The organism is Ruegeria sp. BA2, from assembly GCF_056539605.1.
The window spans coordinates 308,477-329,839 of sequence record NZ_JBQFVE010000005.1 but is presented as its reverse complement, the minus strand read 5'-3'; the positions used below and the strand labels follow the sequence as shown (position 1 = coordinate 329,839).

Below are 21,363 nucleotides of genomic sequence, written 5' to 3'. Positions count from 1 at the left end.
CGTCCGGACAGGTCCGCACCGCATGCGGGAAATGACCGTTGCGACGTTCAATGTCGATAAAGGTCCGGTAACGGCCTTCGTCATGCAGCCTAGCAATCGCTGTATCGAGCTGAGCAGTATAGTCCAACGGACCCTCCTTGGATGCCCGGTTACTATAGCTCCGGGCGGCTATTTTCGCCACCTTGCTGGCTTGCCGCAAGAATGACGCCGCGTTCATCTGTCCGACCTGCCTACAGCCGAACCGCTGAACCCAACTTTGATTTGCATCAAATAACGTCTAACGCCCAGACCGACAAGCAAAGTTACGGCCAATAAACGCGAGGAAACGACGCAGGTAGATTCATCAGATCGGTTGGTCAAATCGGGCTGGACGGCCCTACCAACGCTGCTAGGCTCTGCGCAAAATCCAGACCTAGTAGGAGAGCCCCATGTCGCTTGATGCCGTACTCAGCCGGATCGACACCGATCTGACCACCTCGATTGACCGCCTGATGGAGTTTCTGCGCATTCCGTCAATCTCAACTGATCCCGCCTACAAAGAACATGTGGACAAGGCGGCCGACTGGTTGGTCGCCGATCTTCAAAGCATCGGTATTGCGGCCGAGAAGCGCGAGACGCCCGGCCATCCCATGGTCGTTGGCCATGTCGGTGAAGACAGCGATGGCCCGCATGTGCTGTTCTACGGACACTACGACGTGCAACCGGTTGATCCGCTGGAGCTGTGGAACCGCGACCCGTTTGACCCGGCCCTGGAGGACACAGCACACGGACAAGTGATCCGGGGACGTGGGTCATCCGACGACAAGGGCCAGTTGATGACCTTTGTCGAGGCCTGCCGTGCTTGGAAAGCAGTCCACGGCTCCCTGCCCTGTCGCATCACCTTCTTCTTCGAGGGTGAGGAAGAATCGGGCTCGCCCTCGCTCGTGCCGTTCCTGGAGGCAAACAAAGCCGAACTTCAGGCCGATCTGGCGCTGGTCTGTGATACCTCGATGGTCTCGCGCGGCGTGCCGTCGATCGCGTCGCAGCTACGTGGTATGCTGAAAGATGAGTTCACCATTATCGGCCCCCGCATCGACCTGCACTCGGGTCACTATGGCGGGCCTGGCCTGAACCCGCTGCGTGAACTGTCACGCCTCGTCGCGTCATTCTATGACGAAGAGACCGGTCGCGTCGCTGTCGAAGGGTTCTACGAAGGTGTGCACGAAGTCCCTGCGGATCAGTTGCGCCAATGGCAGAACTGCGGCTTTGACGAAGCGGAATACCTGAACTCCGTCGGCTACACCGAACCTCATGGCGAAATGGGCTATTCCACACTGGAACAACAATGGGCACGCCCGACGCTCGAAGTAAACGGCCTTTGGGGTGGCTACAATGGTGCTGGCTCTAAAACCGTGATCCCGTCCGAGGCACATTGCAAAATCACCTGCCGTCTTGTCGGCGACATGGACCCGGACGCGCTGCGCGACAAAATTCGCAAACATGTCGAAGACCGCTTGTCGACGGATGCCAAAGTTGTTTGGGATAATGACCTTGAAGGATCTCCTGCGTCGGTCATGAATCTCGACCGCCCCGAATTCGAAGCCGCACGCGGCGCATTGTCTGATGAATGGGATCGCGAAGCCGTCTTTACCGGCATGGGTGGCTCAATTCCCGTCGTTGGATACTTCAACACGGTTCTGGGCCTGGATTCGATGCTGGTCGGCTATGCCAATGATGACGATGCGATCCACTCACCGAATGAGAAATATGACGTCAAAAGCTTCCACAAAGGCATCCGCTCATGGGCGCGTATACTGGAAGCTTTAACCAAGAAATAAACCTGGAATTTTGCGAGGCTCTGCCTCGCGCTCCGGGATATTTTCGGCCAGATGAAGTTCGGATCCCCTGCTTCATCTGGCTATAAATATCCCGGGGGAGTCGCGGTCTGCCGCGGCGGGGGCAGAGCCCCCTTCCCTTACATGTGGATCACGCGCCCATAGGCATCCAGCACACTTTCATGCATCATTTCTGACAGCGTTGGGTGCGGGAAGACGGTGTTCATCAGATCTTCTTCCGTGGTTTCCAACTGGCGGCCAACCACATAGCCCTGGATCAACTCGGTTACTTCGGCGCCGATCATGTGTGCGCCCAGCAACTCTCCGGTCTTGGCATCGAACACAGTCTTGATCAGCCCCTCGGGCTCACCCAATGCGATGGCCTTGCCGTTGCCAATGAACGGGAAGCGTCCGACTTTGATGTCATAGCCCAGCTCTTTGGCCTTGGCTTCGCTGTAACCGACTGAGGCGACCTGCGGCTGGCAGTAGGTACAGCCCGCGATGCTTTCGGGTTTGACCGGATGTGCGTGCTTGCCGGCGATAAGTTCCGCGACCATGACGCCCTCGTGGCTGGCCTTGTGCGCCAGCCAAGGCGCGCCGGCGATGTCTCCGATCGCATAGAGCCCGTCCACACCGGTGCGGCAGAACTCATCCGTTACAACATGGGTGCGGTCGATCTTGACGCCCAGAGCTTCGAGCCCAAGGTTTTCGACATTGCCAACAATACCCACTGCCGAGATTACGGTGTCAAAGTCGTGTTTCTCGACCTTGCCCTTCACCTCGATATGCGCGGTGACTTTGCATGTGGCGCGATCCAGCTGTTTGACCATCGCCTTTTCCATGATGGTCATGCCTTGCTTGGTAAAGGCCTTCTTGGCAAAGGCGCTGATCTCGGCGTCTTCGACCGGCAAAACGCGATCCATAACTTCGACAACGGTCGTGTCCGCGCCTAAGGTATTGTAGAAGCTGGCGAATTCGATGCCGATTGCGCCCGAGCCGATGACCAGCAGTTTCTTTGGCATCCGAGGCGGCTGCAACGCGTGCTTGTAGGTCCAAACCAGATCGCCGTCGGCCTCTAACCCTGGCAATTCGCGCGCACGGGCACCTGTGGCCAGCACGATATTCTTCGCTGTCAGCTCTTCTGTGCCCTTGTCGGTCTTGACGCTAACCTTGCCTTTGGCCGGGATCGATGCTTCACCCATCACAACGGCAACTTTGTTCTTTTTCAGCAAGTGACCGATGCCGCCCGAAAGCTGCGCGGCAACACCGCGTGAGCGTTTAACGACAGCGTCCAGATCATATCCAACCTTGTCCGCCTTCAGACCAAAGTCTTTCGCACGCTCCATCAGATGGAACACTTCTGATGATCGCAGCAGCGCTTTTGTCGGAATGCAGCCCCAGTTCAGACAGATGCCACCCAGATGTTCGCGCTCTACTACGGCGGTTTTCAGCCCCAACTGTGCCGCGCGAATTGCAGCAACATAGCCACCGGGGCCAGCCCCGATTACGATCAGATCATAGGATTGTGCAGCCATGTTTCCCTCTCGGCGCAGGTCGATTTAAAAACTAGTTTACCGTTAAACTATTTTTCTCAGCGCATCAACATGGCAACCCGCGACATATATGACGCAGGGTCAAATCACATGTATCAAGCTGATTTCAGCCTATACCCACTCTTGAACAAAGGCTAGAACCGGGGTTTCAGGACCATCTGATTTTGAATTTCCGATTTCCGAAAGGCGTCTCATGGCTAAAACGCTCAAAGACCTGCTTCTTGCCCTTTTGAATGCGACATTGATATTGCTGGCGATATGCCTCTTTCTGGGCTGGAAGCTGGCGCAATCCGTAGATCAGATCCGATCCGGGTTTGCTGAAAACCTGCAAGTCGTGGCGCCGTTACGCGAAGAGGCGCAAGGAATTCGCGGAGAACTGACCGCGCTGCGCAGCGATCTTGCCTCCCTAAGCGCGGGATCATTGCTAGACGCGACAATGCGACAACAGGTGAATGCCGCCCTGCAACGCCTTAATAATTTGGAAGGTAAACTCGAAGACACACAGACCCGGTTGGCGAAGCTTGTTGAAGAACCGGAAGACCTGATCAACTATGCGATCACGACATCCGCAGACAGCTTCACCGACCGGATTTTGGTCATCAAGGGATGCGAGCCCGCGACCTAAGTCGCGGCCTGCAATTCGCGCACTGTGGAACCATAGCCGCCGTTGCTGACATATGCGGCTTCGTGTTCAGTTGTGGCGCGTTCCAAAGCATCGTTGCGATATGGGAAACGACCAAACTTTCGGATCACCTCGCGATGAGCACGCGCATGCAGCAGGTTGCTATCGCCACCTTCCGGCATCCGTTCGAGCATCAGGCGCACACAACGCTCCTGATCACACAGATTTTCCGAATGCATCATCGGCAAGTAAAAGAACTGCCGCGCCGGTTCATCGATTTTCAGATCCCAGCCTTTGTCGACCGCGCATTTCGCGGCTGCCAACGCTGCCCTATCCGATGCAAAAGCTTGTTTGCTGCCCCGGAACATGTTGCGAGGCAACTGATCCAAAAGGATAATATATGCCAGCGATCCGCTGGGATATGTCAGCCAGAGCGAGAATTTCCCCTCGCACGCATCTTCCCATGTCTTTAGGAATTTTTCCCGGATCCGCGCATCCAGCGCGTCATCCTGTAGGTACCACCCGTCGGGGCCAACCTCATCTAACCAAAAACTCAATACTTCTTCAGGACCTGCCATTGCCCTAGACTCCGTAATTGTCCTCCCCAGGACGTAACGTCATTAAAATCACTTTTACAGATTTGTGACAGTAACATATTGCAACACAAAAGTCACAATTCCGGCGCTCAGGCGGGATCTTGCGTATCCTGCTCATCCTGCGCGGCTTCGATGGCAACCTCTTGCGCTACTTCCAGGGCAACGGGCGACGATGTCGGATAGATCGGCGCAATCGTTCCGGTCTCATCAACGGGTTTGTAGACGCGCTGGGTCATGCGATAGGCGGCATATGCCGCCATCGTAAACATCAGTGCGGCGATGAACAAGAAGAAGCCAGACGGACCGACCACGCCTGCCCCCATCAGCCAACCGGTGATAATCGGACCGGCAATTGCACCAAGCCCGTTGATAAAGATCAACCCGCCCGAGGCCGCAGACATATCGTCATACTCAAGATAGTCGTTGGTATAGGCGATCAGCAGTGAATAGAGCGGGCTTGTCATCCCACCGATGATGAATGCCGCGACCAGAAGCATGGTAAAGGTGACACCGTAAATCATGCCAATCAGCGCGCCCGCGCCACCAACCGCTGCCGTCAGCAAAATCAGCAAACGCCGGTCCATCCGGTCAGAAATCCATCCGATCGGAAACTGTAGCAAAACAGCCCCGATGTAGAACACAGCCACGAAGGTCGAGATCTCGACAAGGCTCAGGCCGACCGATGCGCCGTAAACCGCGCTCATCCCGAATTGCGCCGAAAATATGCCGCCCAACAGGAACATGCCAACACAGCCCAGAGGAGAGGTATCCATCAGCTTGCGCAGGGTCATCGGTTTGGTGGTGTCAAATGCGGGCGTCGGAGAGATCGACAGCAGAATCGGCGCAAAAGAAACCGAAACCAGGATTGATGCGATGACAAAGGTTTCGTACCCGGCTGGATCGCCCACCAACAGCAGGGCCTGTGCGCTGACAACGCCCAACATCTGCACTATCATATAGAGTGACAGTGCCTGCCCCCGGTTCTCATTGTTTGCAGCGTTGTTCAACCAGCTTTCGGCGGTCACATACACGCCCGAGAAACAAAATCCGATGATCACACGGCCCAGCGACCAAGCAATTGGATTGGTCAGCATGGGATACATGATCATGACGGCCGAGATGAACGAAGCGAGCGCCGCAAACACGCGCACATGGCCCACACGGCGGATCATTTCAGGTGCCAGACGCGAGCCGCCCAGAAATCCAAGGAAATAGGCAGACATCACAAAGGACATCTCGAGGGTTGAGAACCCTTCAATCTCTCCGCGCACACCCAGCAACGTGCCCTGCAGGCCGTTGCCAACCATCAGCAACCCCATCCCAAGAAGAAGCGCCCAAGCGCTGGAAAGTACCTGAAGCATTCTGCCTATCCAAAATTGCTGATGTGTTTTGTCCGCTTTGCAATCTTTCCCCAATAACATCGCGCCTGTCTACGACATCATGAAGACGTGGATGGCCAAGTTACGACGATGGGATCAGCAAAGACGCATCTCCATACGAGAAAAAGCGATACTCGCCCGCAACGGCATGGTCATATATTGACTTGACCCGATCTTGCCCCATCAGCGCCGAAACCAGCATCAGCAGGGTGGATTTTGGCAGGTGAAAATTCGTCATCAGCGCATCGGTCACGTTGAATCGGAATCCGGGGTAAATGAAGATATCTGTCTCGCCTTCCCAAGGCTCGATCTGTCCACCACGCGCCGCACTTTCGATCAAGCGCAAAGCAGTCGTTCCCACGGGAATAACCCGTCCGCCTGCTTCTTTGGTTGCCGCGATCTCGGCTGCAGCCCGCGCGCTGACCCGTCCCCATTCAGCATGCATCTTGTGGGTGGTCACGTCTTCGACCTTAACCGGCAGAAAGGTTCCTGCACCTACATGCAGCGTGACATGGGTGAAATCGACGCCGCGCGCCGACAGTGCCTCCAACAACTCGTCGTCGAAATGCAACGACGCCGTTGGGGCCGCAACAGCACCAGAGTTTCGCGCCCAAACGGTCTGGTAGTCGGTTTTATCCTGTTCGTCCGCCGCACGTTTTGCCGCGATATAGGGGGGCAGAGGCATCGCGCCTGCTTGCTCCAATGCCTGATCGAAATCCTCTCCGGTCAGGTTGAAGCGCAAATAGGCCTGGCCATCCGCTACTTTCTCCAAGGTCGCGCTCAGATCATCCGAGAATACGATTTCTTCTCCTGGCTTGACCTTTTTCAGAGGCTTGATCAGCGCCGCCCAGCATCCATCAGATTGCGGGTCAAGCAATGTTGCCTCGATCGCAGCCGAAACCGGCCCCTGCGCGCTGTCCCGGTGTCGCCGACCGCTCAGCCTCGCGGGGATGACACGGGTATCGTTCAGAACCAATCGATCACCGGGCTGCAATATGTCCGGCAGGTCGAACACGTGCCGATCCTGAACAGCTTCGCCTTGAGCAAGCAGCAGCCGTGCTGAGGAGCGTGGGCTGGCAGGCCGCGTGGCAATCAAGTGATCCGGCAGATGGAAGTCAAAATCGCTGAGTTTCATGGCCGCGCCATACATCGGCCCGATAGATTCGGCCACCACTCAGATCAGCGATCCTCACCCCGGGTCTGGAGTGCTGGGTGCTCTTCGTCAGGTCGGTCCGGCGTGGCATTCGGACCATCCGAAACAGTTGGGGCAGGTTCGCGTAGGAGATTGCGAAGGAATAGAGGTGCAAGGCCCGAAAGCGGATTGACGGAAACCTTTGGGTCGCTCAGCGGGCCAGTCAGAGTATAATTGAAGGCAAATATACCTTCGCCCTTTTTAGACAGCACACTGCCAATCGCATTGACCAAGTAGATCGGTGAAATCGCGCCGCGCAGATTCAACATGCCAGCCACCGTATCGATGGTGCCATCAAAGGAAATCCCCATCGACGGCCCTACGGCGCTGCCGCTCAACACCTTAACCTCGCTCGGCGTGATGCGCATCTTGCTGTCGATTGCGGAAAAGAAGATACCCTGCCCCGCCATTTCATCCAGCAAACCAACCAAGCTGATCGCGTTCAAAATCGCCGCCATGGCCGGGGCGTCGGTGATCCGCGTGTTCTTGATCTTTAGATCAACATCATAATTTCCGGGCTCAGCGATCGGATCGAGTTGCAATTGCATCGTTCCACCGCGCGCCTGTGTCAGAACCCCGGCCGAGCGCAGAACTGCACCCGCGTCCTCAGAGGTCAGTCCAACCGCAGATCGCGATGCGCGCGGCGTGACCTGCCCTCTGATCGAAGCACCGCCGTTTACTTGAGCGCTAAAGTCGCCGCTCAGCCCGCCAGTCGTTTGAAACGATCCTTTAAGTCCGGTCAGAGCAACGGTTTCGGTGACCTGCAACCGGTCGAGCGCCACGTCCAGCCTTGGCCCGGGCCCCGCAGCGCCGCCACTGCTGCTCCCTTCGCCAATTGTGGATTTCCCAAGATCGAGCACGCCGCCCAACACGCGGATATCTGGCAGTGCAGAACCGCGTCCAATCAGTTCCGCCGGAACCGCCAACCAATTACCCAACTCGAACGAGCTGAAACGCACTCTGTCAAACCCGCCGTCCCGGAAAGAGATCGCCGCACTTGTCCGCAATCCCGCCGCATCAATTCGCAGTGAATCAACGCTGAGATCCGCACCCAAAGTCGCCTCGGCGGTCAAATTGCCGCTGGTACTAGCCGATTTTCGCCATCCAAGTTCCGGGATTGCCAGCGCAACACCGACCAGATCGGATTCCGCTGACAAACGCGGCGGTTCGCCAGCGCCAAGGCTCAGGCTGAAATCGGCTAACCCTTCTCCGGTTAGCATCCCGCGCGGCAGCCCGGCGTTGATCTGCTCCATCAGACGCGGAGAAAGCTCGATCTGTCCGGTCAATTCGCTTTGCTGCGGAGTTTCTCCGCCAATCGGCTGACGCCACACGGCCTCGACCGGGACAACACCAAACAGACCATCGCCCTGAATCGCCACCTGCGTCTGATCCCCGATCAGATCCAGGCGGTCGGCGCTGACTTCAAATCCTGGGACCAGCCTGCTGCTCTCCAAATTCGATAACTCGCCCGTATAATGGAACCTTGTGTCCTCCAGCTTCAGGCCTTTGATCAGAGGCAAGGAAAGCGTCCCGGTCAGACTGACCTGACCATCGGCCAGATCGACGGGCAGGTTCGCCTTGGTAAGCAATTGCAGCGGCGGTCGATCCAGCAACGACATAGCCGCGGTCACGCTGCCGCTCGCCTCAACCCGCGCAATGGCTGGTGTGGTTTTCTTAATGCCGGTGTCGGGAATGATGAATGACGTGCCCGAGGCATCAACCACTCCGCCTTCATCCGCGATCACGATCCCTTTTTGCGCCGAAACAGTGAAGCGCCGGTTGAGCAGACTAGCCTGTCCTTGTGCATCCTGAATAGGCGGCAAGGTCTTGGCGAACCGAATTTCGGCCTTGTCGAATTCGAAATCCACGTAGATGTCGGGCTTTTCGTCAGGCCGCAAACGCAATGCGAAATCCAGATCCGACATCTCTCCGTAGTTCAGATTTTCAGTGACCCACAGTCGCGGCTTCGGGGCCAGCCGTTCCGGCCAGTAATTCAACAGCTGGTCCGAGCTCATTTGGTCGATCTGGGCATCAATCGCAGCCACCCACCCTTCGGACAACCCGGCCAGAGACCCGCTGAGCCGCGCGCGATGGGCACCGTCTTCGATCGTCATCTGACCCAATTGCATCCGGAAGGGGGCCAGCTTCATCTGGAAGTCCACGTCAGCCCGCGTCAGGTTCAACGCTTCGGGGAACAGATTGGCCGGGTTGATCTCAATCCCGCTCAGGCGAAATTGCCCCGACATACTGTCCAGACCGCCCGCATTGACGCCTTGAAGGAAGGCTTTGCCATCGGCCTGCACCGTACCCCAGGCGGAACGGATCGATACCTCGTTGAAATCAAGCACCTCTTGCGCCGGATCGTAGGTAAAATAAGTGCGCGCCGATTCAAATTTGATCGGCGTCGTCTCGGGCGTGGGCTGCACTGCGCCCGTCCCAAGATTGAGCGTCGCAAAGACCGGGCCCAATGCGCCCTCTGCATCCACGCTGCCGCGCAAGGCACCCGAGATCGGGGTGCGCAGAACCTGCATCCAAGCCAAGGCCGGGCTGTGACCCGCAATATCTTCCGCAGGAAGATCAGTGATCGAAACACCGAATTGGGCGGCAGGGCTGCCGAGCAAACTGGTATAGTTCGCCTCGATCATGCTGACATAATCACGCCCCGCAAGAACCGAGAAACTGGTGGCCAGCCGCACCTCTCCCGCGCTGCGATTAGCTTGAATGCGCCCGCCATCCAACACCCAGGATCGCCCAAGCCGCAGGTCTTGATAGTCCAGCGTGATCGCATCCAACTCGACCGAGGTTAAGGCCGACAGGGCTGGCGACTGGAATACCTCATCCGAGGTCTCGATCAACTGCGCCAGATTTCGGGCCTGCCCAACCGGTGCGCTGCCTGCCCCGACGGTCAGTGAAAGCGCGCCATCAACACCCCGGGTCAACGCAATCTGAGCACCTTGCAGGATGATCCGCTTGGGCCGCACATGTCCGCGCAGCAGTGGGCGCATCGATAGGCTGGCCCGCAGGTCCGAGACTTCTGCAATCTGCTGACCGGCGGCGTCGCTGATACGAACGTCGGTCAGCCGCAAACGCGGGCGCCAGCCTTCATGGATGATAAAGCTGACGTCGCCAAATCGTATCTGCACACCACCCAACGCCTGATCGAGCCGGGCCTCAACCCGATCGCGCAACCAGTCGGGCGCGTGCATGCGCTGACCAACCACCATAAAGCCGGTGAACAGCGCCAGAAATCCAAGGATAAAGACGCCCCGCAATGTCCACAGCCCAGCCGTGCGCCGGCGTGACCTTCGGCGCGGTTTTTTCTCCGCCTCCGTGTCATCCTGCTGTTCTTGCTGGACCAATTTGCGTCCCACGCCTTTCAACCTGCCAACGGAGCCCTATGATAAATGGCAACCGTTAATTTCTCAGCCGGAGTTTGAATATGCCCGAAGTCTCAGACATCGCACCCGACTTTACTCTGCCCCGCGACGGTGGCGGCGAGGTGTCCCTGTCGGAACAGCGCGGCCGCGCAGTCGTTCTGTTTTTCTATCCCCGCGATGATACGCCGGGCTGCACCAAGGAATCCATCGGTTTCTCGGAACAACTGCAGGCCTTTGCGGATGCGGGCGCTAACGTTTTCGGCATTTCGCGCGATACCGTGGCCAAGCATGACAAATTTGTCGCCAAGCACGGCCTGACCACGCCGCTGCTATCCGATGACGGCCAGACCGTGTGCGAGGACTATGGCGTCTGGGTCGAAAAGAACATGTATGGGCGCAAGTATAAGGGCATCGAACGCTCGACCTTTCTAATCGATGCTGAGGGCAAGATCGCCCGCGTCTGGCGCAAGGTAAAAGTGCCCGGGCACGTGGACGAAGTGCTCGAGGCAGCGCGCGCACTCTGACCCCCTCGACCCGCGCGGGCATCAAGGGTATGACCCGCGCGGACTGCAGCGTAAGGGGGCAAGCGTGTCAAAAACACTGACCGAAATGGCGACTGAGGTTCTGACCACATCGGTCGGGCGCGAGAAGACTGCTCTGTCCAAACGCTATGCCGCCGAATGGTTTGCAGCCCGAAAAGGCGAAGCACCCAAGATCAAAGTGGGCTCTGCCGAGCCTCCGCTTTACCCTGCGCGTCCCAATAAACCCGAGCTGTTATCGCCCCGCGATGTACCCCGGCGCAGGCCGGGGTCAGAAGCTGGTCGTATCGCGCTGTTGCACGCCGTTGCCCATATCGAATTGAACGCCGTTGATCTGCACTGGGACATCATCGCCCGGTTTGGGCATGTGCCAATGCCCATCGGTTTCTACGACGATTGGGTGAAATGCGCCGAGGAAGAGTCGCGCCATTTCGAGATGGTCTGCGACTGTCTGGAACACATGGGAAGCCATTATGGCGCCCTGCCCGCCCATGCCGGAATGTGGCGAGCCGCCGAGGACACGGCCGAGGACTTGATGGGTCGACTCGCCGTCGTTCCCATGGTGCTTGAGGCACGCGGGCTCGACGTGACGCCCGGGATGATCGACATCTTCCGCAAGGCGAACGCCGACGATGCCGTCGCCGCGCTGGAAGTGATCTATGCCGAAGAAGTTGGCCACGTAGCCTATGGATCGAAATGGTTTCACTTTCTCTGCGGGCGCGAGAATGCCGATCCCAAGGATGTGTTCCATGCCCTCGTCCGCCGTTATTTTCACGGCGTGCTGAAACCACCCTTCAACGAAGAAAAACGCGCCGAGGCTGGGCTGCCGCCCGATTTCTATTGGCCGCTTACTGAAGACCTGCCACCACCCGGGGTTGTATCAGACTGACAGTAGATGCGCGTTATCGGCAAGTTCTCGCCGATCACACGCGGTAAAACTCCGTTCATAGCACTTGATTGGTTAACAAACTTGCCCGATTGGCCCGTCCCCTTTATGCAATCGCGTCAAGGAGCGGCTACTCACTCACGACCGGCTCCGAGATATGGGGACAATTGAGGTAGGACGCGTGCGGACACGTCTGGCAATTAAACTACACTCACTGCTCGAGCGGCACTTTCCAGAGCGCCGCGTATTCCTGAAATCCGACAATGATACACGGTTCATCCGGCTGAGTTCTGAAACCCAGATCGCCGCCGTCGCCGGTGTATCGGTGATGGTCGCATGGACGGCCATCGCAACGTCGATCCTGCTGATGGACAGCATCGGATCGGGCAATTTCAGAGAACAGGCAAAACGCGATCAAGCCACCTATCAGGAGCGGTTGAACATCCTGTCTGCGGAACGCGACGCGCGCGCGGCCGAAGCCTTGGCCGCCCATGACAGGTTCAATGCCGCGCTGGAACAGATTTCGGTCATGCAATCCGAATTGCTGGAATCCGAAAACCGCCGCCGCGAGCTGGAAACGGGTATCGACGTCATCCAGACCACCTTGCGCGCGACCATGAAACAGCGCGAAGACGCACGGACCGAGCTGGCGGAACTGCAAAACAGCACAGATGGCGACGCAGCTTACATGATGGCATCTGCCAACCCGGCACAGATGGAATTCATGACTGACGCACTGGCCCGGACTGCAGCGCAACGCGACCAGATCGCCGCGGATGCCCAAGGCGCGCTGGACGAACGCGACGAGCTTGAGCTGGAAATTCGTCTGATGCAGGAACGCAGCGACGAGATTTTCCGCCAGTTAGAAGAGGCGATGCTGATCTCGGTTGAGCCTTTGGACAAGATGTTCCGCAGCGCGGGCATGCCAACAGATCGTATCCTCGACGAAGTTCGGCGCGGATATAGCGGTATGGGCGGTCCGCTGACCCCTTTATCCCTGAGCACACGCGGTGAGGAACTGACCCCCGACCAGATCCGCGCCAATATCCTGCTGGAACAGATGGACCAGCTGAACCTCTATCGCATCGCTGCCGAAAAGGCCCCCTTCGCCAGCCCTGTACGCGCCGCCGTTCGTTTTACCAGCGGCTACGGAACCCGTCGCGACCCCAAGACCGGCGGGCGTCGCATGCATAATGGCGCGGACTTTGCCGGCCCCTCAGGCACCGATATCTTCGCGACCGCCGATGGTGTTGTAACTCATGCAGGCTGGCAATCGGGCTTCGGACGGCTGGTTAAGATCAAGCACGCGTTCGGGATTGAGACACTTTACGCTCATAACACCAAGATACGCGTAAAGGTTGGTCAAAGGGTCTCGCGCGGGGATCATATTGCTGATATGGGTAGCACCGGACGGTCGACCGGCACACACCTGCACTATGAGGTGCGCGTGAACGGAAAACCTGTGAACCCAATGACTTACATCAAGGCTGCGAGAAATGTTTTCTAAGAGCAAAATCAACGAACCCGGATCGAAAGAGACTGAGGCAGCAAAACCGGCCGCACCTGCCACCCCCGCGGCCCCTGCACCGGCTGAAACCAAGGCCAGCACTCCGCCCAAGCCCAAGCCGCCCGCATCGGTCCTGTCTTCGGATCTGCACATCACCGGCAACTTGAAGACCTCGGGCGATATCCAGGTTGAGGGCACTGTCGAGGGCGACATCCGCGCCCACCTGCTGACCATCGGCGAGACTGCTACCATCAAAGGCGAAGTCACCGCTGACGACGTTGTTGTCAATGGCCGCATCGTGGGTCGCGTACGTGGCCTTAAGGTCCGCCTGACCTCGACCGCTCGCGTCGAAGGCGACATCATTCACAAGACCATCGCTATCGAAAGCGGCGCCCATTTCGAGGGTTCGGTCCAGCGTCAGGACGACCCCCTGAACCCAGGCCGTAGTGGCAAATCGGGTGCCAATCCGGCAGCGGAAGTCAAACAGTAAGACAAACACTTCTGTCCAACAGAAACGCCGCGATCCTGTTCGCGGCGTTTTTTGTTTCTTGGGTGCTGAGAAAGTTCTACACCAATTGGGTATGACGCAGTCAACGGCATGGAGGTCCGATGGAACTGGCCGATATTGTTGATCTCACCACCTACCCGATCGAGAACCCGGACTTTCGCGCAACGCTCAGACAAAGCTATCAGCGCGATGGTGTGCTGGAGATGCCGGGTTTCGTGACTGAGAGCGCGATATCCTCCATTCGGGCAGAGGGTCTGGCAAACAAAGATAAGGTATATGCCAAGACCGAGAAGCACACGGTCTACCTCAGCCCGCAGGACCCCGCCTATAACCCTGAGCACCCGCGCAACCGGTTGGTGACCTCGTCAAAGGGTTGCTTGACCGATGATCAGATTGCCGAGGCTTCTGCCCTTCGTGCGCTATATGATTCCGATGTATTCCGCGCCTTTCTATGCGATGTGCTGGAAGAAGACGCTCTGTTTGAGTACGCCGATCCATTGTCGTCGATCAATCTCCACTTTGCCGAGCAAGGGCAAGAGCTGGGCTGGCATTTCGACAACTCTTCCTTCGCGATCACGCTGATGGTTCAGCCGCCTGAACAAGGCGGTTCCTTTGAGTATGTCCGCGATGTGCGCGATGCAGATGCTGGTGAGATGAGCTTTGACGCGGTTGGCGACATCCTTGATGGCCGTACCCAAGTTTATCAGCTCGACGCCGAGGCTGGAACTTTGGTATTCTTCCGTGGCCGGAACTCGATCCACCGGGTTGCTCCAAACGAGGGCGAACAAACCCGCATCCTTGCGGTGCTCGCCTATAACACCGAACCCGGCATTTCCTTATCAGAAAGCGCTCGCCAAACATTCTACGGACGCACCGGATAGTTTTCTGGCGCTGAGGAAGAGCCAGAAAAAATCCCCGCAGACGTTAGTTTCACAAAAAGCGATTTTTGAATTAACCTTAAAGCTATTGTTTTCTGGAGGACTTTTCATGTCATCAAAACTCATGGCTGAATTCTTTGGCACATTCTGGCTTGTGCTAGGCGGTTGCGGCAGCGCGGTACTGGCTGCGGGCGTTGCCGATGTAGGCATTGGCTGGCTGGGCGTATCCTTTGCCTTTGGTCTGACGGTTCTGACCATGGCCTATGCGGTCGGGCATATTTCGGGCGGGCATTTCAATCCTGCGGTCAGCCTCGGGCTGATGATCGGTGGACGGTTCGATGCCAAGGATCTGATCCCCTACTGGATTGCCCAAGTGATCGGCGCAATCGCAGCTGCGGCTGTTCTATACCTGATCGTCAGCGGCGCGCCCGGGTTTGAGGGCGTCGGAGGGTTCGCATCGAATGGCTATGGCGAGGCATCGCCCGAAGGCTATTCCATGATGTCCGCTCTGGTCATCGAAATCGTGATGACTGCGTTCTTCATCGTGATCATTCTGGGCGCGACCTCAAGCGGCGCACCTGCCGGGTTTGCACCGATTGCAATTGGTTTGGGGCTGACTCTGATCCACCTGATCTCGATCCCTGTGACCAACACATCCGTAAATCCCGCGCGCTCGACAGGTGTTGCGCTGTTTGCGGATGGTCCGGCTCTGGCGCAGCTTTGGCTGTTCTGGGTGGCCCCGATGATTGGCGGCGCAATTGGCGCGCTGATCTGGAAAGCGATGACCAACGACGACTGATCTGGCGCACAGATAAAATCTACCCGTCGCCCTGAAAATCGCGATACCATCGCGCAGCAGGGCGTCGGCAACCGTCGCGCCCATGATTTGGGAGGACGCAATGAACACACTCACTACAACAGTGTTTCTGGGCTGTCTGGCCTCGGCCGGCTGGGCCTCTGAGCAATGGATGACTATTCCGGAGGCCCCGGCCATGCCCGAGGCCGCGACCTCTGGCACCGCTGCGGTCAACGGCATCGACATGTATTACGCCACTTATGGCAACAGTGACGGCACCCCGATCTTGATGATCCATGGCGGTCTGGCGCACGGGGATATCTGGGCGGCGCAGGTGGCGGATCTTGCGCAGGATCACCCGATCATCGTCGCGGACACGCGTGGCCACGGACGGTCGACCAATGATGGCAGCACCTATGCATATGACCTTCTGGCGCAGGACTATCTGGCCCTGCTGGATCATCTGAATGTCGACAAGGTTCATCTGGTCGGTTGGTCGGACGGGGCCAATATCGGTTACATGATCTCGTCAACCGATCCGGATCGTCTGGCCAGCCACTTTGCCCATGCGGGCAATGTCTCATTGGATGGCATCGATCCGTCGGTTGAAACCAATGAGGTCTTTGGAGCCTATGTCGGAATGATGGCCGAGGACTATGCCCAGATGTCACCCACACCGGACAAGTTCGAAGAGTTCCTCGGCGGGGTCGCGGCCATGTGGGCCACGGAAAAACCCGGCGGTCTTGAGGGGTTGGCCTCGGTCACTGTTCCCACTCTGGTGGTGCAAAGCGCCCATGACGAAGCGATCCTGACCGAGCATTCAAAGGCCATTGCTGAAGCGATCCCCGGTGCCGATCTTCTCATTCTTGAGGATGTGAGCCATTTCGCGTCGTTTCAGGACGCAGCCGGATATACCAAGGCAATCCGGGATTTTATCGAACAATAGAGCGAAGCCCGGCGCTGCAGCCAACGCCGGGCTTATCCGTTATTCCGTAACGGTAACTTTTTTCATCGCGTCTGGCTGGCCGATTACGGCGCCGTTCGGGCCGTCTCCGCGCTTGATCGCATCAACCACGTCCATACCGCCGGTGACCTGTCCCACAACCGTATACTGGCCGTTCAGGAACGGGCCGGGTTCGAACATGATGAAGAATTGTGAATTGGCGCTGTCGGGGTCTTGCGCCCGCGCCATGCCCACTACGCCCCGGTCATAGTTGAAATCCGAGAACTCGGCAGGCAAATCGGGACGGTCCGAACCACCGGTGCCTGCGCGGCGCATATCGCCACCGATACGGCCAAACTCAACATCACCGGTCTGCGCCATGAAGCCATCGATCACGCGGTGAAAGACCACCCCATCATACTGACCTGCAGCGGCAAGGGTGGTGATTTGTTCCACATGTTTGGGCGCAAGGTCTTCGAATAGATCGACGGTAACGGTGCCATTGGCCCCCTCGCCCTCAATCTCGATCTCCAAGCCGGTGGCCAGCGCTGGGCTGGCCAGCAGGGCAAAAGCAGCAGCCAGCTTATGCATCTGCGGCCACCTTGACGCTGATCATGCGGTCAGGGCTTGCTGGCGGCTCACCACGTACGATGGCGTCCACATGCTCCATTCCATCGATGACACGGCCATACACGGTGTACTGACCGTTCAAGAAGTGATTGTCCTTGAAATTGATGAAGAACTGCGAGTTGGCCGAATCCGGGTTCTGCGACCGCGCCGCGCCCAACGTGCCGCGATCATGAGGCAGTTTCGAGAACTCCGCCGGAACGTTCGGCAGCGACGAACCACCAGTGCCCGCCATACGAATGTTGAACCCGTCTTCCATGTCACCATGCTGCACATCGCCGGTTTGCGCCATGAACCCGTCAATCACGCGGTGGAAGGCGACGTTGTCATACTCACCGCCACGGGCCAGCTCTTTCATACGGGCTGAATGCTGAGGGGCCACGTCCGGCAACAGCTCGATGACGACATTGCCGTCTTTCAACTCGATGATGATCGTGTTTTCGGGGTCTTTGATCTCGGCCATTTGGCCCTCCTGTATTTGAAACTTGCGCAAATACCTATGACGCGGACGCGCGAATGCCAAGTGACGCATTGACCTGAAGGCAAAATGCAGGAAAAGAACCGCCTGAAACTGGATGTAATGGGCAAGGATAGACGCGATGGGCTGGAAATCTCTGGACGATATGGATCTGAACGGAAAACGGGTTCTGGTACGGGTAGATATCAACGTGCCTGTCGCAGACGGCGTCGTCACCGATGACACTCGCATCCAACGGATTGTGCCGACCGTGCGCGATATCCTTGCCGCTGGCGGCAAACCGATCCTTCTGGCCCATTTCGGTCGCCCCGGTGGTCGCCATGTTCCAGAGATGTCACTGAAGCAACTGATACCCGCGCTTGAAGCAGCCTTTGGGGTCCCCGTCCACTTTGCCAGCGATTGCGTTGGGTATGAGGCGGAAACCGCTGCTGCCGCCCTAGCTGAAGGTCAGGTTCTGTTACTCGAAAACACCCGCTTCCAGGCCGATGAAACCAAGAACAGCGTCCCTCTTGCCCAAGGCATGGCCAAGTTGGGCGACATCTACTGCAACGACGCTTTTTCAGCCGCGCACCGGGCCCACAGTTCGACCGAGGCACTGGCGCGTCTGCTGCCCGCCTGTGCCGGTCGCCTGATGCAACAGGAACTGAGCGCGCTTGAAGCCGCCCTGGGTGCACCCAAACGGCCCGTCACGGCGGTTGTCGGCGGCGCGAAAGTGTCAACCAAGCTGGACCTGCTGGGCAACCTGATCGAGAAGGTCGATTACCTAGTCATTGGCGGAGGTATGGCGAATACCTTCCTGCTGGCCCAGGGGATCGACATCGGCAAGTCGCTGGCCGAACACGCGTTGACCGACACCGCCGCAGACATCATGAGCAAAGCCGAAACCGCAGGCTGCACCATTGTCTTGCCGCGCGACATCGTGGTTGCAGAAGTTTTCGAAGCCAACGCCCCGCATCAGGTACTACCTGCGGACCAATGCCCCGCGGATGCGATGATCCTGGATGCCGGTGCCGAAAGCGTTGCGGCAGTGTCTGAGGTTTTAGAGAAAAGTCAGACCCTGATCTGGAACGGCCCGCTTGGTGCGTTCGAGCTGACCCCGTTTGACGCCGCCACCAACGCTGCAGCGCTAAAAGCCGCCGCATTGACGCGCGAAGGCAAACTGACCTCGGTCGCAGGCGGGGGTGACACGGTCGCCGCATTGAATGCCTCGGGCGCGGCGGCTGATTTTTCATATATCTCCACCGCTGGCGGCGCCTTCCTGGAATGGATGGAAGGCAAGACCCTGCCGGGCGTTGCGGCGTTGGACCAATAATCGCCAAACCTCAGCTTTTTGGTCACAGGGGATTCACAAGCCGAATCACCTGTGACATAGTGCGTAGAGATACCCGCTAAGGGTACGTTTCTGAGGCAGTTTGTTATACGGCGGTTAACACAGTGACCCGTTCCCATCGGCCCGGTCTTGGGGCATTCATCTTCTTCTCGGTTGCCTTCATGCTGGGAATTTATTTCACCTTTGCCGCCGTGCAGGGGGATTACGGTTTGTTTCGTCGGGTGGAAATCGCAGCGGAACGCGACACACTGTCCCGCGACCTGGATCGGCTCAATAATGAGATCGCGCAGATGGAAAACCTGACCCGCCGTCTGTCTGACACCTATCTGGACCTTGATCTGCTGGACCAACAGGCACGTTCGGTACTTGGCATGATCCGCGCGGACGAGATTGTCATTCGCTGACTAATTGCAATTGGATTGAGAAGGTAATCACCATATTCTCAGTCCTTAGGATTTTGGAATCTGGTAGCCGAATACATCAATTTCTTTGCGGAATACGTCGGCCACTCGCTCTACTGTGTTAAAGCTCCAATCCTCACCGTAAAACTGTTCGAATCTACTGGATTGTCGAATTCCGGATTTTGCCCGCACCCCACTCAACGAGACGCCACCTATCCCCAAGCTTTTCAAGAAACTGTCGAATTCTTCTTGAAGGTTGTCATACTGCAGCACTCTATCGACCGCGATCTGTCCTTCTTCAGAATATAGGTGGAAATCCGAAAAATATCTTAGCTGTGCCCGGCAAAACCGTGCGAACTGTTCGGTCGGGTTCGTAATCTCGGTCTTTCGCTGGTGCATCCAAAAATAGAACGCCGAAACGGCCTTGTCCCATGGATTACGCTCAACGCAAAATCTGGTGCAACCGTCGGCAAGATCGGACAAGTAACCGTTCACAATTTCAATTCCGGCATGCGGATTTCGCACCCGAATTTTACCACCTCCACGCTCACGGAGCATCTTCACCGAGTTCAGGACTATCTTTCGTTTGCCTCTTCGAAGGCTTTCTTCCTCTCTTGTAAGTGGAGAGGCGAAGTCTCCTGCTCTCAATAGTTGACCAAGGGTGATTTCGATAGAAGATCCTCCGGTTTTCTTGGTTTTTATGAATACCAACTTTGGCTCTCTTAGGATCATCATTTTCGTCGGCCCGCATTACCTTTACTGCTTACCTCTCGGTAATACCAAAATAGTGGTTGGTTCAATTACCCAAATTGATCGGCTGGCAGCGTTAAAACACAAGGTATTGCCCCCGCGTCACATTAGCACTCGCCAGATGGAACGAAATGCTTTATGAGATAGTTTAACGCTAAACTATCTGTCCGAGAGGGGGAGATCGCCACGATGGCTGCGCGAAAAACCACAAAGAAACCAAATGTTTCTGCGGAAGAACTCAAGACCTACTACCGCGAGATGTTGCTGATCCGCCGATTCGAAGAAAAGGCCGGCCAACTTTATGGCATGGGTCTGATCGGTGGGTTCTGCCACCTTTACATCGGGCAAGAGGCGGTCGTTGTTGGCCTTGAGGCTGCAGCCCAGGACGGTGACAAGCGGATTACCTCCTATCGTGATCACGGTCATATGCTGGCCTGCGGCATGGAACCGGGCGGCGTGATGGCCGAGCTTACCGGGCGCGAAGGCGGCCTGTCTAAGGGCAAGGGCGGCTCGATGCACATGTTCTCGAAAGAGAAGCACTTCTATGGTGGCCACGGTATCGTTGGCGCTCAGGTCCCGCTGGGTGCGGGTCTGGCCTTTGCCGACAAGTATAAAGAGAATGGCGGCGTCACCTTCACCTATTTCGGAGACGGCGCGGCGAACCAGGGCCAAGTCTACGAGACCTTCAACATGGCCGCGATCTGGGATCTGCCAGTTGTCTTCGTGATCGAGAACAACCAATACGCCATGGGCACCTCGCAGGCGCGTTCAACCTCGACCAAAGACATCTACCACCGTGGCGAAGCGTTCGGCATCCCCGGCGAGATTGTAGATGGCATGGACGTACTGGCGGTCAAAGCTGCCGGAGAAAAGGCCGTCGCGCACTGCCGCGCGGGCAAAGGCCCATACATCCTTGAGGTTAAAACCTACCGCTATCGCGGCCACTCGATGTCAGACCCGGCCAAGTACCGCACGCGCGAAGAAGTTCAAAAGGTTCGCGAGCAAAGCGACCCCATCGAACATGTGCGCGAACTGCTGCTGACCGGCAAACATGCGACCGAGGATGATCTGAAGGCGATCGACAAAGAAATCAAAGAGATCGTCAATCAAGCCGCTGAATTCTCGAAAGAAAGCCCCGAGCCTTCTGTTGAAGAGCTCTGGACAGATATCTACGCCTGAGAGGACGA

General features: G+C 57.3%; 20 protein-coding genes and 1 pseudogene. 12 read left to right on the top strand and 9 right to left on the bottom strand.

The window, feature by feature from the left end; translation table 11 throughout:
* Window positions 1–127 (bottom strand): annotated as a pseudogene (locus ACR0NN_RS13900) (5-aminolevulinate synthase); the annotation flags it as partial.
* A 301-nt stretch (window positions 128–428) separates the two neighbouring features.
* Here ACR0NN_RS13900 and ACR0NN_RS13895 point away from each other — a divergent pair.
* Entirely contained in the window at window positions 429–1,817 is a 1,389-nt protein-coding gene (locus tag ACR0NN_RS13895; protein WP_170724199.1) for a dipeptidase, read from the top strand.
* A gap of 137 nt (window positions 1,818–1,954) precedes the next feature.
* On the opposite strand, the gene lpdA is transcribed toward ACR0NN_RS13895, so the two are convergent.
* Window positions 1,955–3,349: a dihydrolipoyl dehydrogenase gene (gene lpdA / locus ACR0NN_RS13890; protein WP_170724196.1), complete on the bottom strand. Its 1,395-nt coding sequence runs from the start codon at window positions 3,347–3,349 to the stop codon at window positions 1,955–1,957.
* A 211-nt stretch (window positions 3,350–3,560) separates the two neighbouring features.
* Here lpdA and ACR0NN_RS13885 point away from each other — a divergent pair, with 211 nt between their 5' ends.
* Window positions 3,561–3,992 carry a hypothetical protein gene (locus ACR0NN_RS13885; RefSeq protein ID WP_170724191.1) on the top strand — a complete coding sequence of 144 codons (432 nt, stop codon included), beginning with the start codon at window positions 3,561–3,563 and terminating at the stop codon, window positions 3,990–3,992.
* On the opposite strand, the gene ACR0NN_RS13880 is transcribed toward ACR0NN_RS13885, so the two are convergent.
* The 4 genes from ACR0NN_RS13880 to ACR0NN_RS13865 all read right to left on the bottom strand — a co-directional run bounded on the left by ACR0NN_RS13880 (window position 3,989) and on the right by ACR0NN_RS13865 (window position 10,527).
* The gene (locus ACR0NN_RS13880) at window positions 3,989–4,567 is read right to left on the bottom strand and encodes a DUF924 family protein (RefSeq protein WP_170686129.1); all 579 of its coding nucleotides are present in this window, start codon (window positions 4,565–4,567) and stop codon (window positions 3,989–3,991) included. The genes ACR0NN_RS13885 and ACR0NN_RS13880 overlap by 4 nt on opposite strands.
* 107 nt (window positions 4,568–4,674) lie before the next feature.
* Entirely contained in the window at window positions 4,675–5,946 is a 1,272-nt protein-coding gene (locus tag ACR0NN_RS13875) for an MFS transporter (protein ID WP_170724187.1), read from the bottom strand.
* Between the two features lie 100 nt (window positions 5,947–6,046).
* On the bottom strand, window positions 6,047–7,099 hold the full coding sequence (gene queA, locus ACR0NN_RS13870; protein ID WP_170724185.1) for a tRNA preQ1(34) S-adenosylmethionine ribosyltransferase-isomerase QueA: 1,053 nt from the start codon (window positions 7,097–7,099) through the stop codon (window positions 6,047–6,049).
* A gap of 44 nt (window positions 7,100–7,143) precedes the next feature.
* Window positions 7,144–10,527: a YhdP family protein gene (locus ACR0NN_RS13865; protein ID WP_480684894.1), complete on the bottom strand. Its 3,384-nt coding sequence runs from the start codon at window positions 10,525–10,527 to the stop codon at window positions 7,144–7,146.
* Window positions 10,528–10,595: 68 nt separating this feature from the next.
* Between ACR0NN_RS13865 and ACR0NN_RS13860 the strand changes: the two genes are divergently transcribed.
* The 7 genes from ACR0NN_RS13860 to ACR0NN_RS13830 all read left to right on the top strand — a co-directional run bounded on the left by ACR0NN_RS13860 (window position 10,596) and on the right by ACR0NN_RS13830 (window position 16,593).
* Window positions 10,596–11,057 (top strand): peroxiredoxin family protein, encoded by a 462-nt coding sequence (locus tag ACR0NN_RS13860; RefSeq protein WP_170724179.1) that lies wholly within the window; start codon window positions 10,596–10,598, stop codon window positions 11,055–11,057.
* Window positions 11,058–11,142: 85 nt separating this feature from the next.
* Window positions 11,143–11,961 carry a ferritin-like domain-containing protein gene (locus ACR0NN_RS13855; RefSeq protein WP_170724267.1) on the top strand — a complete coding sequence of 273 codons (819 nt, stop codon included), beginning with the start codon at window positions 11,143–11,145 and terminating at the stop codon, window positions 11,959–11,961.
* A gap of 178 nt (window positions 11,962–12,139) precedes the next feature.
* Complete coding sequence (locus ACR0NN_RS13850; protein ID WP_170724176.1) at window positions 12,140–13,465, top strand: DUF5930 domain-containing protein; 1,326 nt, start codon at window positions 12,140–12,142, stop codon at window positions 13,463–13,465.
* A complete protein-coding gene (locus ACR0NN_RS13845; RefSeq protein ID WP_170585092.1) occupies window positions 13,455–13,955 on the top strand; it encodes a polymer-forming cytoskeletal protein in 501 nt (166 codons plus the stop codon). The genes ACR0NN_RS13850 and ACR0NN_RS13845 overlap by 11 nt, the downstream gene beginning before the upstream one ends.
* A 119-nt stretch (window positions 13,956–14,074) precedes the next feature.
* The gene (locus ACR0NN_RS13840) at window positions 14,075–14,854 is read left to right on the top strand and encodes a HalD/BesD family halogenase (RefSeq protein ID WP_170724174.1); all 780 of its coding nucleotides are present in this window, start codon (window positions 14,075–14,077) and stop codon (window positions 14,852–14,854) included.
* 106 nt (window positions 14,855–14,960) lie between these two features.
* Complete coding sequence (aqpZ, locus tag ACR0NN_RS13835) at window positions 14,961–15,650, top strand: aquaporin Z (protein ID WP_170724171.1); 690 nt, start codon at window positions 14,961–14,963, stop codon at window positions 15,648–15,650.
* A 100-nt stretch (window positions 15,651–15,750) separates the two neighbouring features.
* Window positions 15,751–16,593, top strand: coding sequence for an alpha/beta fold hydrolase (locus ACR0NN_RS13830; protein WP_170724166.1), 843 nt, complete (start codon window positions 15,751–15,753; stop codon window positions 16,591–16,593).
* A gap of 39 nt (window positions 16,594–16,632) precedes the next feature.
* Here the strand turns inward: ACR0NN_RS13830 and ACR0NN_RS13825 are convergent, their stop codons facing one another.
* Complete coding sequence (locus tag ACR0NN_RS13825) at window positions 16,633–17,181, bottom strand: peptidylprolyl isomerase (protein ID WP_170724164.1); 549 nt, start codon at window positions 17,179–17,181, stop codon at window positions 16,633–16,635.
* A complete protein-coding gene (locus ACR0NN_RS13820) occupies window positions 17,174–17,680 on the bottom strand; it encodes a peptidylprolyl isomerase (protein WP_170686140.1) in 507 nt (168 codons plus the stop codon). Before ACR0NN_RS13820 ends, ACR0NN_RS13825 begins: the two co-directional genes overlap by 8 nt.
* A 136-nt stretch (window positions 17,681–17,816) precedes the next feature.
* On the opposite strand from ACR0NN_RS13820, the gene ACR0NN_RS13815 reads away from it, so the two are divergent.
* Together ACR0NN_RS13815 and ACR0NN_RS13810 are read left to right on the top strand one after the other, a co-directional pair.
* Complete coding sequence (locus ACR0NN_RS13815; protein WP_170724162.1) at window positions 17,817–19,007, top strand: phosphoglycerate kinase; 1,191 nt, start codon at window positions 17,817–17,819, stop codon at window positions 19,005–19,007.
* Between the two features lie 122 nt (window positions 19,008–19,129).
* Window positions 19,130–19,429 carry a septum formation initiator family protein gene (locus tag ACR0NN_RS13810; RefSeq protein ID WP_170724160.1) on the top strand — a complete coding sequence of 100 codons (300 nt, stop codon included), beginning with the start codon at window positions 19,130–19,132 and terminating at the stop codon, window positions 19,427–19,429.
* Between the two features lie 45 nt (window positions 19,430–19,474).
* Here ACR0NN_RS13810 and ACR0NN_RS13805 read toward each other — a convergent pair whose 3' ends face one another.
* A complete protein-coding gene (locus ACR0NN_RS13805; RefSeq protein ID WP_170724158.1) occupies window positions 19,475–20,161 on the bottom strand; it encodes a sulfotransferase family 2 domain-containing protein in 687 nt (228 codons plus the stop codon).
* A 204-nt stretch (window positions 20,162–20,365) separates the two neighbouring features.
* Between ACR0NN_RS13805 and pdhA the strand changes: the two genes are divergently transcribed.
* Window positions 20,366–21,355: a pyruvate dehydrogenase (acetyl-transferring) E1 component subunit alpha gene (gene pdhA / locus ACR0NN_RS13800; RefSeq protein ID WP_170686143.1), complete on the top strand. Its 990-nt coding sequence runs from the start codon at window positions 20,366–20,368 to the stop codon at window positions 21,353–21,355.
* Window positions 21,356–21,363 lie beyond the last annotated feature (8 nt).

What these genes read in the sequence shown, in the direction of transcription:
- ACR0NN_RS13895 (WP_170724199.1), top strand. Translation starts at nt 429, where the DNA reads ATGTCGCTTGATGCCGTACTCAGCCGGATCGACACCGATCTGACCACC.
- lpdA (WP_170724196.1), bottom strand. Translation starts at nt 3,349, where the DNA reads ATGGCTGCACAATCCTATGATCTGATCGTAATCGGGGCTGGCCCCGGT.
- ACR0NN_RS13885 (WP_170724191.1), top strand. Translation starts at nt 3,561, where the DNA reads ATGGCTAAAACGCTCAAAGACCTGCTTCTTGCCCTTTTGAATGCGACA.
- ACR0NN_RS13880 (WP_170686129.1), bottom strand. Translation starts at nt 4,567, where the DNA reads ATGGCAGGTCCTGAAGAAGTATTGAGTTTTTGGTTAGATGAGGTTGGC.
- ACR0NN_RS13875 (WP_170724187.1), bottom strand. Translation starts at nt 5,946, where the DNA reads ATGCTTCAGGTACTTTCCAGCGCTTGGGCGCTTCTTCTTGGGATGGGG.
- queA (WP_170724185.1), bottom strand. Translation starts at nt 7,099, where the DNA reads ATGAAACTCAGCGATTTTGACTTCCATCTGCCGGATCACTTGATTGCC.
- ACR0NN_RS13860 (WP_170724179.1), top strand. Translation starts at nt 10,596, where the DNA reads ATGCCCGAAGTCTCAGACATCGCACCCGACTTTACTCTGCCCCGCGAC.
- ACR0NN_RS13855 (WP_170724267.1), top strand. Translation starts at nt 11,143, where the DNA reads ATGGCGACTGAGGTTCTGACCACATCGGTCGGGCGCGAGAAGACTGCT.
- ACR0NN_RS13845 (WP_170585092.1), top strand. Translation starts at nt 13,455, where the DNA reads ATGTTTTCTAAGAGCAAAATCAACGAACCCGGATCGAAAGAGACTGAG.
- ACR0NN_RS13840 (WP_170724174.1), top strand. Translation starts at nt 14,075, where the DNA reads ATGGAACTGGCCGATATTGTTGATCTCACCACCTACCCGATCGAGAAC.
- aqpZ (WP_170724171.1), top strand. Translation starts at nt 14,961, where the DNA reads ATGTCATCAAAACTCATGGCTGAATTCTTTGGCACATTCTGGCTTGTG.
- ACR0NN_RS13830 (WP_170724166.1), top strand. Translation starts at nt 15,751, where the DNA reads ATGAACACACTCACTACAACAGTGTTTCTGGGCTGTCTGGCCTCGGCC.
- ACR0NN_RS13825 (WP_170724164.1), bottom strand. Translation starts at nt 17,181, where the DNA reads ATGCATAAGCTGGCTGCTGCTTTTGCCCTGCTGGCCAGCCCAGCGCTG.
- ACR0NN_RS13820 (WP_170686140.1), bottom strand. Translation starts at nt 17,680, where the DNA reads ATGGCCGAGATCAAAGACCCCGAAAACACGATCATCATCGAGTTGAAA.
- ACR0NN_RS13815 (WP_170724162.1), top strand. Translation starts at nt 17,817, where the DNA reads ATGGGCTGGAAATCTCTGGACGATATGGATCTGAACGGAAAACGGGTT.
- ACR0NN_RS13805 (WP_170724158.1), bottom strand. Translation starts at nt 20,161, where the DNA reads ATGATGATCCTAAGAGAGCCAAAGTTGGTATTCATAAAAACCAAGAAA.
- pdhA (WP_170686143.1), top strand. Translation starts at nt 20,366, where the DNA reads ATGGCTGCGCGAAAAACCACAAAGAAACCAAATGTTTCTGCGGAAGAA.